Annotated in this window: 8 protein-coding genes; 7 read left to right on the top strand and 1 reads right to left on the bottom strand. The window is 71.0% G+C overall.

The features are described from left to right. Positions 1–492: zinc-binding dehydrogenase (locus tag ACOADB_RS17610; RefSeq protein ID WP_378601275.1), on the top strand; the 492-nt coding region annotated here is incomplete at its 5' end. A gap of 33 nt (positions 493–525) precedes the next feature. Here the strand turns inward: ACOADB_RS17610 and ACOADB_RS17605 are convergent. After that, positions 526–1,194 (bottom strand): response regulator, encoded by a 669-nt coding sequence (locus ACOADB_RS17605; protein WP_378601272.1) that lies wholly within the window; start codon positions 1,192–1,194, stop codon positions 526–528. Positions 1,195–1,322: 128 nt separating this feature from the next. Here ACOADB_RS17605 and ACOADB_RS17600 point away from each other — a divergent pair, with 128 nt between their 5' ends. The 6 genes from ACOADB_RS17600 (at position 1,323) to ACOADB_RS17575 (ending at position 10,052) form a co-directional block, all read left to right on the top strand. Then, positions 1,323–2,306: an Acg family FMN-binding oxidoreductase gene (locus tag ACOADB_RS17600; RefSeq protein ID WP_378601269.1), complete on the top strand. Its 984-nt coding sequence runs from the start codon at positions 1,323–1,325 to the stop codon at positions 2,304–2,306. A gap of 103 nt (positions 2,307–2,409) precedes the next feature. Further along, complete coding sequence (locus ACOADB_RS17595) at positions 2,410–3,846, top strand: cytochrome ubiquinol oxidase subunit I (protein ID WP_378601266.1); 1,437 nt, start codon at positions 2,410–2,412, stop codon at positions 3,844–3,846. Between the two features lie 15 nt (positions 3,847–3,861). Next, entirely contained in the window at positions 3,862–4,884 is a 1,023-nt protein-coding gene (gene cydB, locus ACOADB_RS17590) for a cytochrome d ubiquinol oxidase subunit II (RefSeq protein WP_378601263.1), read from the top strand. Next, positions 4,881–8,294, top strand: a complete 3,414-nt coding sequence (gene cydD / locus ACOADB_RS17585; protein ID WP_378601260.1) for a thiol reductant ABC exporter subunit CydD — start codon at positions 4,881–4,883, stop codon at positions 8,292–8,294. Before cydB ends, cydD begins: the two co-directional genes overlap by 4 nt. Then, on the top strand, positions 8,291–9,196 hold the full coding sequence (locus ACOADB_RS17580; protein WP_378601257.1) for a universal stress protein: 906 nt from the start codon (positions 8,291–8,293) through the stop codon (positions 9,194–9,196). The genes cydD and ACOADB_RS17580 overlap by 4 nt, the downstream gene beginning before the upstream one ends. Before the next feature lie 13 nt (positions 9,197–9,209). Then, entirely contained in the window at positions 9,210–10,052 is an 843-nt protein-coding gene (locus tag ACOADB_RS17575; RefSeq protein WP_378601254.1) for a universal stress protein, read from the top strand. The last annotated feature ends 49 nt before the right edge of the window (positions 10,053–10,101 follow it).

Genomic DNA, 10,101 nt, shown 5'->3' with positions numbered 1-10,101 from the left:
CTGGGCCACCTCACCGTCCAGTACGCGCGCCTGGTCGGCGGCACGGTCATCGCTGTCGACGTCGACGACACCAAGCTCGACATGGCCCGCGAGCTCGGCGCCGACCACGTCGTGAACGCCCGGACGACCGACCCGGTGGCTGCCATCGAGGAGCTCGGCGGTGCGGACGTGGCGATCGTCCTCGCCGTGTCACCGTCGGTCTTCGAGCAGGCCTTCGCGTCGCTGCGCCGCGGAGGGCGCCTGATCTGCGTGGGCCTGCCTCCGGAGGCAGAGGGGCCGATGGCGCTCCCGATCTTCCCCACGGTGCTCAAGGGCATCTCCGTCATCGGCTCGATCGTCGGCAGCCGCCAGGACCTGGCCGAGGTCTTCGAGCTGCACGCCCGAGGCCGGACCCGGGTGATCGCCGAGTCCCGGAAGCTCGACGAGGTCAACGACGCCATGGCAGACGTGCTCGCCGGTCGGACGACCGCACGGATCGTCTTCGAGCTCTGAGCACGTGAAGGGCCGGCGGTCGCAGGGCCCGCCTCACTCCGCAGGCGGGTTGTTCTTCACCGCGTAGATCGCGGCTTGCGTCCGGCTGGACATGCCGAGCTTGGCGAGCAGCGAGGACACGTAGTTCTTGACCGTCTTCTCGGCCAGGAAGAGCTCCTGCGAGATCTGCCGGTTGGTGAGGCCCTTCCCGATCAGGTCGAGGACCCGAAGCTCCTGATCAGTCAGCGACTCGAGCTCCTTGTTGACCGGGGGGCCTGTCCGGATCCGCTCCAGCACCTGCGCGGTGACCAGCGGGTCGAGCGTCGACTGGCCGGCCGCGACCCGACGCACGATGTCGAGCAGGTCGTTGCCGCGGACCTGCTTGAGGACGTAGCCGGCCGCGCCGGCCATGATCGCGGCGAAGAGCGCGTCGTCGTCGTCGTACGACGTCAGGATGAGCGCCTTGATCGAGGGGTCCTGGGACCGGACGTCGCGGCACACGTCGATGCCGGAGCCGTCCGGCAGGCGCCCGTCGAGGATCGCGACATCGGGACGCAGGGCCGGGATCCGGCTGACCGCCTCCCGGGCGGAGTCGGACTCGCCGACCACCACGATGTCGCCCTCGCTCTCGAGGAGGTCGCGAATCCCGCGCCGGATCATCTCGTGGTCGTCGAGGAGGTAGACGCGGATCTGCGGTGTGCCTGCGGTCGGTGGTTCGCTCACGGTTCCCACGGTAGCCGCGATCCGCGTGCCACAGGCGAGGACCGCGGTTCCTGTCAGGAGGGGACCTTCGACCCTGCCTGACCCCTGCGAGAACAACCACAGTGGGAACGAAGGAGCAGGAGGACACCATGACGATGCGCGCAACCCCGAGCACCGAGACCGCCCCGGTGGCAGTGATCGAGCGCCTCGTGGAGCTGGCGTGCCTGGCGCCCAGCGTCCACAACACCCAGCCCTGGCTGTGGGAGTACGACGGCCGCACCATCGCGCTCCGCGCCGACCTGAAGCGCAGGCTGACGGCGTCGGACCCCCGCGGACGCAACCTGACCATCAGCTGTGGGGCGGCCCTGCACCACCTCCAGTTCGCCACGCGCGCACTCGGCTGGGAGTCCGTCGTCGAACACGTCCCACCGGACGACGACACGGTGCTCGCCCGGGTGCTGGTGGGGCGCCACGCGCACCATCCGCCCGTCCCGGCAGACATCGAGCTCCTGCGGGCCCGCTGCACCGACCGTCGACGCTTCACCGCCTGGCCGGTGCCCGACGACCAGCTCGACGCGCTCTGCCGCATCGCCGCCGCCTGGTCGGCCGACGCCGTGGCCGTGACCGACAACGCGGCCCGCTTCCGGCTCGAGCTGCTGGCGAACCGGGCCTTGACGTTCCTGGACCTCGACCCCGGCCGCGTCGAGGAGCAGGACAGCTGGATCGACCGCTCGGGCGACGAGGGCATCCCGCAGGAGCTGCTCCCGGACGACCCGGACCCCCTGCATCCGCGGACCCGGTTCCGGCCAGGTGTCCTCGAGGACACCCGACTCGTGATCCACAGTGGCGACCGGGTGATCGTGCTCGGTGCCGCCTCGGACGACGTGGGCAGCTGGCTCCGGGTCGGCGAGGCGCTCGGCGCGATCTGGCTGGAGGCCACCCGTGCCGGCATGTCGGTGGTGCCGATGACCCAGCCGATCGAGGTCGAGAGCACCCGCCACGAGATCGGCCGCACGGTGCTCGCCAGCACTTTCGAGCCGTTGCTGCTGGTCCGCGTGGGCTGGCAGGTGATCGGGCGGAGGGCACTGCCGCGCAGCCCTCGTCGTCCCCTGAAAGAGGTTCTCTCGTACTGAACCGGGGGCCAAAGGTCCCATGGGGAGGGGCATTCGGGCCGTGGGGACGGGCGGGTGCGCACTCCTAGCGTGAACGCGACAGCCCGACCAGCCAGGAGCTCCTGTGGACCCGACCGACATCGCACGGTGGCAGTTCGCCATCACGACCGTCTATCACTTCCTCTTCGTCCCGATCACGATCGGCCTGTCGGCGATCATCGCCGGCTACGAGATCACCTGGCTGCGCACGCGCAACGACCAGTGGCTGCGGCTGACGAAGTTCTTCGGCAAGCTCTTCCTGATCAACGTGGCGATCGGTGTCGTCACGGGCATCGTCCAGGAGTTCCAGTTCGGCATGAACTGGAGCGACTACTCGCGCTTCGTGGGCGACGTCTTCGGTGCCCCCCTCGCGGTCGAGGGCCTGCTCGCGTTCTTCCTCGAGTCCACGTTCCTCGGACTCTGGATCTTCGGCTGGGACCGGCTGCCACCGAAGGTGCACGCCGCGTGCATGGTGCTGTTCCACATCGGCACCCTGCTGTCGTCGTACTTCATCCTGGCGGCGAACTCGTGGATGCAGAACCCCGTGGGCTTCGCCTACAACCCGGAGACGGGTCGCGCCGAGATGAACGACTTCGCGGCCGTCATGCTGAACAAGGTCCAGCTGGCGACCTTCCCCCACGTGGTGCTGTCGGCGTACATGACGGGAGCGGCCTTCGTCGTGGGCATCGCCCTGTGGCACCTGCGGCGCGCGAGGAACGACACCGATCGCCTGATGTACCGCACCGCGGTGCGCACCGGTGCGGGGATCGTGCTGGTCGCTGCACTCGGCGTCATCGTCAGCGGCGACGTGCAGGGCAAGATCATGACCGAGGTCCAGCCGATGAAGATGGCGGCGGCAGAAGGCCTCTACGACACGGAGAAGCCCGCCGACTTCTCGATCTTCCAGCTCGGCACGCTGGACGGCGAGAAGGAGACCTTCGGGATCAAGATCCCCGGCATGCTGTCCTTCCTCGCGACCGGCACCCCCGGAGGCGAGGTCGAAGGGATCAACGACCTCCGCGAGCGCTACCAGGAGCAGTACGGCGCGGACCCCGGGGCGGCGTACTACTCCCCCGGCGACTACACCCCGGTCATCCCGCTGACCTACTGGACCTTCCGGCTGATGATGGGCCTCGGCTTGGCCGGCGCCGTCGTCGCCGCCTGGATCCTGTGGGTGACCCGCGCCGGCCGGTCCCCGGAGGGACGCGCCGTCCTGGCGGCTGCGGTGGCGCTCCCGTTCCTGCCACTGTTCGCCAACTCGTTCGGCTGGATCTTCACCGAGATGGGCCGCCAGCCGTGGGCGGTCTTCGGGTTGATGACCACCGAGCACTCCGTCTCGCCCGGCCTGAGCACCACCGAGGCGTGGATCTCGTTGCTCACCCTGACCGCGGTGTACGGCGTCCTGGCCGTCGTCGAGCTCCGGTTGCTGTTCACCTGGATCGCCAAGGGAGCCGACGAGCTGCCCTCGCCCGACGACACGGCCGGAACGGGCGACGACCGTCCGCTCGCCTTCGCCTACTGACCCGAGGACATCACCATGGAGCTCACCACCATCTGGTTCATCCTGATCGCCGTCCTGTGGGTCGGGTACTTCACCCTCGAGGGCTTCGACTTCGGCGTCGGCATGCTGCTGCCGGTCCTGGCCCGCAACGACACCGAACGCCGGGTCATGATCAACACCATCGGCCCCGTCTGGGACGGCAACGAGGTGTGGCTGCTCGTCGCCGGCGGCGCCACGTTCGCCGCGTTCCCCGAGTGGTACGCCACCCTGTTCAGCGGGTTCTACCTGCCCCTGCTGCTGATCCTGGTCGCGCTGATCTTCCGGGGGCTGGCGTTCGAGTACCGCGCCAAGCGGGACGACGACAGCTGGCGGGCCCGCTGGGACCTGGCCATCATCGTCGGCTCCTTCGTCCCGTCCCTGCTGTGGGGAGTGGCCTTCGCGAACATCCTGCGCGGCGTCCCGATCGACAGCGACCTGGAGTACGCCGGCGGGTTCTTCAACCTGCTCAACCCCTATGCGTTGCTGGGCGGTCTCACCACGCTCGGTCTCTTCCTGACCCATGGTGCGCTGTTCGTCGCGTTGAAGACGGACGGCGAGATCCGTCACCGCGCCCGCCGCCTCGCCGTACCGGCGGTGGCCGTGACGGCCCTGCTCGCCGTGGTGTTCCTGGTGTGGACCCAGCAGCAGACCGGCACTCCCGGCTCCGCCGTCGCCTTCTGCGCAGCCGCGGTGTGCCTGGTCGGCGCCGGTCTCGCCGCACACGGCCGGCGCGAGGGCTGGGCCTTCCTGGGCACCTTCCTCGCCATCGGTCTCGCTGTCGCCGGCCTGTTCCTGGCCCTGTTCCCCGACGTCATGCCGAGCACGCTGGCCGGTGGGACGAGCCTGACGACGACCAATGCGGCCGCGACGTCGTACACGCTGCGGATCATGACGATCGTCGCGGTGGTCTTCACCCCGATCGTCCTCGCCTACCAGTCGTGGACGTACTGGGTGTTCCGCAAGCGGATCGCGGTGCACCACATCCCGAACGCGGCTCCCACGACCACCCAGGTCCGATGAGGCCGAGCGACCCGCGGGTACGCCGGCTGCTGGCCCCGGCCCGCGGGAGCCTCGGCGGCGTCGTCGCCACGGGTGTGCTCGGCGGCGGACTGGTCATCGCTCAGGCCTGGGTGGTCGCCGGGCTGGTGATCGCCGTGCTGCGCGACCAGCCGCTGCTGGGCTGGGGGCTGGCCACGGTCGTCGTCCTCTCCGTGCGCGGCCTCGTCGGAGCCGCGAGCGACCTGTTCGCCGCGCGCGCCGCCACGGTGGTGGCGACGGTGCTGCGCCACCGCCTGGTCCGGGCGACCCTGGACCGTACCGGCGGGTCGGGCACCGCTCCGGGCACCGGCGCGACACCGGGCGAGGTCGCGGTCCTGGCCACGCGCGGAGTGGCCGCCGCCGAGCCGTACCTGACCCGCTACGTCCCTGCGCTGGTCGTGGCGACCGTGCTGCCGCCACTGACCGTCGTGGCGATTGCCACCCAGGACCTGCTCAGTGCGCTGATCGTCGTGTGCACCCTGCCGCTGGTGCCGGTGTTCGGTGCCCTGGTCGGCCTCGCCACGCGCGACCGCGCCGAGGAGCAGTGGCGCGCGATGGCCTCGCTGTCGGGCCACTTCCTCGACGTCGTCCGCGGACTCCCGACCCTGGTCGCCCACCGCCGGGCCCGGGCCCAGTCGGCGCGGATCGCCGAGGTGACCGACCGCTACCGCCTGGCCTCGCTGCGGACGCTGCGCATCGCCTTCGCGTCCTCGGCCGTGCTCGAGCTGGTCGCAACGCTCTCGGTCGCCCTGGTCGCGGTCACGGTCGGCGTCCGGCTGGCATCGGGCTCGCTCGGCCTGCACACTGCGCTCGTCGTACTGCTCCTGGCTCCTGAGGCCTTCTGGCCGCTGCGCAGGGTCGGCGCCGAGTTCCACGCTGCCGCCGAGGGTGCTGCCACCTTCGCAGCAGCCCACGAGCTGCTCGACGCCCCGGAGGGCGCACGGACCGACGAGGCCGCTCCGCACGGTGTCCCGCTCCTGCTGGACCGGGTCACCATCACGTTCCCCGGGCGGACGGTGCCGGCGGTGCACGACGTGTCCGCCCTCATTCCGGCCCGCGGCGTCACTGCCCTGACCGGTCCGTCGGGGTGCGGGAAGTCGACGCTGCTGGCCGCGATCGCCGGCCTGCTGCCGCTCGACACCGGACCGGTCGCGTCCGGCGGCCAGGCCGTCGGCGGACCGGCCTGGCAGGCCCAGGTCGCCTGGTTGCCCCAGCAGCCCCAGTTCCTCACCGGATCGATCGCCGACAACCTCCGCCTGGCCCGTCCGGAGGCAACCGACGACGACCTGTGGAGCGTCCTGCGCGAGGTCGCGCTGGAGGTGCGCATCCGCGAGCTGCCCGGCGGGCTCAGCGCCCCCCTCGGCGAGGACGGCGCAACCCTGTCCGCTGGCGAACGGGCACGGCTCGCTCTCGCACGTGTCGTGCTGGCCAACCGCCCGTGGGTGCTGCTGGACGAGCCCACGGCCCACCTCGACCAGCTGACCGAACAGGTCATCGTCGACACGATCGTGGCCCTGGGGCGACGCAGCGGCGTGATCGTGGTGGCGCACCAGCCCCGGCTGGTCGCACTCGCCGATCATCGAATCGTCCTCCCTGCGCCGGCGCCTGTGCTCGCCAGCGCACCCGTGGCGCGAGCCGTGTCCGCCGGCATCCCGGCGTCGTCCGTTGCGCGACCCTCAGGCGTTCCGACCGACACGATCCCTCCCCTGCGCGAGGAGCGCACCCGGTTCGCCGGCGCGACCATCCTGGGCGCACTGGCCTCTGCGTCCGGCGTCGCGCTCACCGCCACCGCAGGCTGGCTGATCGTGCAGGCCTCGACCCGGCCTCCGGTCCTGACGTTGCTGGTCGCCGTCGTCGGCGTACGCGCCTTCGGCCTGGCCCGCCCGGTCCTGCGGTACGTCGAACGGCTGCGCGCACACGATGCCGCGCTGCGCCTCCTCGCCCGCCGCCGTGTCGAGGTGTACGACGCCCTGGTGCCCCTGGTCCCGGGCCGGCTGGGACGCCGCCGCGGGGACCTGCTCAGCTCCGTCGTCGACGACGTCGACAGCGTCGTGGACCGGCAGCTGCGGGTCCGGATGCCACTCGTGCAGTTCGCACTGGTCGCCCTTGGCGCCACCGTGATCGCGACGCTGCTCCATCCGGTCAGCAGCCTGGTCATCGGCGCGTTCTCGCTGCTCGCCGGCGTGGCGCACCTGCTGGCGCGCCGTGGGTCGCGCACGGCGGAGCACGAGCTGGTCGGGCTGCGGGCGGAGCTGTCGCGCGAAGTCGTCGAGGCGGTCCAGGTGGCCGACGAGCTGCGGATGTGGCAGCGGATCCTCCCGACAGCCGACGCCATCGCGCTGACCAGCTCCCGGATCGGCGCGACCGCCGGGACCGCGTCCGCCTGGCTCACTGCCGCCCGTGCCCTCCTGCTCACCGGTGGTGGCTTCGCGATGGTCGCGATGGCGACGCTGACCGTCGACGACGTGGGCTCGGGGGGCCTGTCCGGTCCGATCATGGCCCTGCTGGTCCTGATGCCCCTCGCCCTCCTGGAGGTCGCGCTGCCGTGCGCCGACGCCGGCATCCTCGCCACCCGCACGGACGCGGCGCGGGCACGGCTGGAGGCCCTCGAACGGACCGATCCGGCCGTCCTCGACCTTCCCGGCCTGGCATCGCCCCGCGGGAACGACGTCACGGTCCGTGACCTCAGCACGCGGTGGGACCTCCGCGCCCCGCTCACCAGCCCTGCTTCCTTCGACCTCGCCGAGGGCGACCGGGTGGCCGTCGTCGGCGTCTCCGGATCGGGCAAGAGCACCCTCGCCGCGGTGTTGATGCGATTCCTCGATCCCACCGCCGGCGAAGCACGCGTGGGTGGGTCGCTCACGACATATGTCGGGATCGACGACATCCGGCGCCGGGTCGGCCTGGTCGACGACCATCCCCACGTGTTCGCGACGACCCTGGTCGAGAACGTCCGGCTGGCCCGGCCCGGAGCAGGTGACGCCGACGTCGAGGACGCGCTCCGCCGGGCACACCTGGGTGACTGGCTCGACACCCTGCCCGACGGCCTCGACACCTGGTTGGGCGAGGGCCACGCGACGGTCTCCGGGGGCGAGCGGGCCCGGCTGGGAATCGCCCGGTCCCTTCTCGCCGACCAGCCCGTGCTCGTGCTGGACGAGCCGACGGCCCACCTGGACCACGCGACCGCAGTGGCGCTCGCCGAGGAGGTCCTGGGCGGTGACCGGACCAGGTCGGTGCTGTGGATCACGCATGGCACGGCAGGCCTGGACCTGGTGGATCGCACCGTCACGCTCCGGCCCCGCACGAGCAGCGAAGGGGTCGAAGGTCCCGGCAGTCGCGGGGCCTCGGCCCGTGCCGGATCAGGGTTGCTCGGGAGGAAGGTGGAGTCATGAAGACAACCATCGATCCCAGCACCATCGTCGTCGCGACTGATGGTTCGGACGACGCCCACCGCGCCGTCCAGTGGGCTGCTGAACATGCCTATCTGGAGCGCCGCCCGCTGACCGTGGTCACCGCGGTGGGCACGGCCGGAGTCCCTGCCGTCGCCTGGGCCGGGATGGGCGCCGCATATGCCTACCAGCCCCACGAAATGATCGCGCACGGCCAGGCCGTCGCCGACGAGGCGATCGCCGTCGCCCGCCATCTTCGTCCTGCACTGCAGGTCGAGGCCAGGGTGCTCCAGGGCGACCCCCGACAGGCGCTCGTCGACATCTCCCGGCACGCCCACCTGCTCGTCCTCGGTTCCCGGGGGCGCGGCGTCTTCCGAAGCAAGGTGCTGGGTTCGGTCAGCGCAGCTGTCAGCCGGGATGCCGACTGCCCGGTGGTCGTGTGTCGCCCCCAGCGACGGGAAGCGGCTCTCGGTGTACTCGTGGGTGCCGACGGGACGGCGGAATCGGTGCCCATCATCGAGTTCGCGTTCCTTCAGGCCTCCCTGCGCAGCCTGCCCCTGACGGTGGTGCACTGCGTGTGGGACGAGATCGCAGCAGTTCATGGTGTGGCACCCGCTGCGCCCGACGAGCCGGGACTCGAGGAGCAACGACTCCTCCTCGCGGAGAGCATCGCGGGCATGTCCGCCAAGTTCCCGGAGGTGACAGTCGACCTCCGTCTCGCCCACGGTCTCGCCGAGGACTGCCTGACCACCCGAAGCGGTGACTGGAACCTGATCGTGGTCGGACGACACCCCGTCGACACCCTCTTCCAGTTCCTCACCGGCTCGATCGCGACTGCCGTCGTCGAACGCGCCCGAACCACCGTGGTCGTCGTGCCGCAGTCCGAACCCGCACTCGAGCGTTGAGAGGTCGATGGAGATGAACCAGCTCATCCAGTCCGGCAGCATCGTTGTCGCCGCGGACGGCTCCAAGCACGCAGACCGGGCCGTGATCTGGGCGGCCGAACAGGCCCGGCTCGAACGCAGGACCCTGGTGGTCGTCACCGTCGACGGGAAGAACCACCGGATCAACCAGGAGGCCGCTCGGCTGGCCTCCGGCACTGCACCCGGCATCGAGGTCGTTCCGCTGACTGCGGCCGGCGATCCCCGCTCGATCCTGGTCGAGCTGTCCCGCGATGCCCACCTCCTGGTGCTGGGGTCCCACGGCCGGGGGACCGTGCAGAGCATGCTGCTCGGCTCGGTCAGCGCCGCCGTCAGCCGGCTCTCGTGGTGCCCGGTGATCGTGTGCCGGCCCCGACCCGAGGGCCATCGCGGTCGAGGAATCCTGGTCGGTGCGGACGGCACACCGGAATCCCGGGCGGTCCTCGAGTTCGCCTTCGCCCAAGCCTCCATGCGCGACATGGTGCTGACCGTCGTCCACTGCATCTGGGACGTGGCCGCCGCTGTGGCCGGTGACCGCAACGTCTCGCTCGAAGATGCAGACCTCGGCACCGGGGACGAGCCGCACCGCCTGTTGGCGGAGTCGATCGCCGGCTTCGCCGAGAAGTACCCCGATGTCGCCGTGTCGCTTCGCGTCACCCACGGACTGGTCGACGACGTGATCGGCGGACGCAGCGCGGCATGGGACCTGGTGGTCGTCGGACGGCACCCGATCGACAGCGTGAAGCGTCTGGTCACGGGGTCGGTGGGCACTGCCGTGGTGGAGCGAGCCCATACCGTCGTCGGCGTGGTCCCGGAACCACGGGGCGGACTGCTCCCGTGAACACCGGAGCCGACCGCAGTGCCCTGGTCGTCTACGAGTCCATGTTCGA

It is taken from the genome of Nocardioides sp. CPCC 206348 (assembly GCF_048654705.1).
Lineage (GTDB): Bacteria > Actinomycetota > Actinomycetes > Propionibacteriales > Nocardioidaceae > Nocardioides.
The sequence above is the reverse complement of the archived record's forward strand: the minus strand, read 5'-3'. Positions and strand labels throughout refer to the sequence as shown.

Coding starts and splice junctions, on each gene's coding strand:
- ACOADB_RS17600 (WP_378601269.1), top strand. CDS start 1,323: ATGACGATGCGCGCAACCCCGAGCACCGAGACCGCCCCGGTGGCAGTG.
- cydB (WP_378601263.1), top strand. CDS start 3,862: ATGGAGCTCACCACCATCTGGTTCATCCTGATCGCCGTCCTGTGGGTC.
- cydD (WP_378601260.1), top strand. CDS start 4,881: ATGAGGCCGAGCGACCCGCGGGTACGCCGGCTGCTGGCCCCGGCCCGC.
- ACOADB_RS17580 (WP_378601257.1), top strand. CDS start 8,291: ATGAAGACAACCATCGATCCCAGCACCATCGTCGTCGCGACTGATGGT.
- ACOADB_RS17575 (WP_378601254.1), top strand. CDS start 9,210: ATGAACCAGCTCATCCAGTCCGGCAGCATCGTTGTCGCCGCGGACGGC.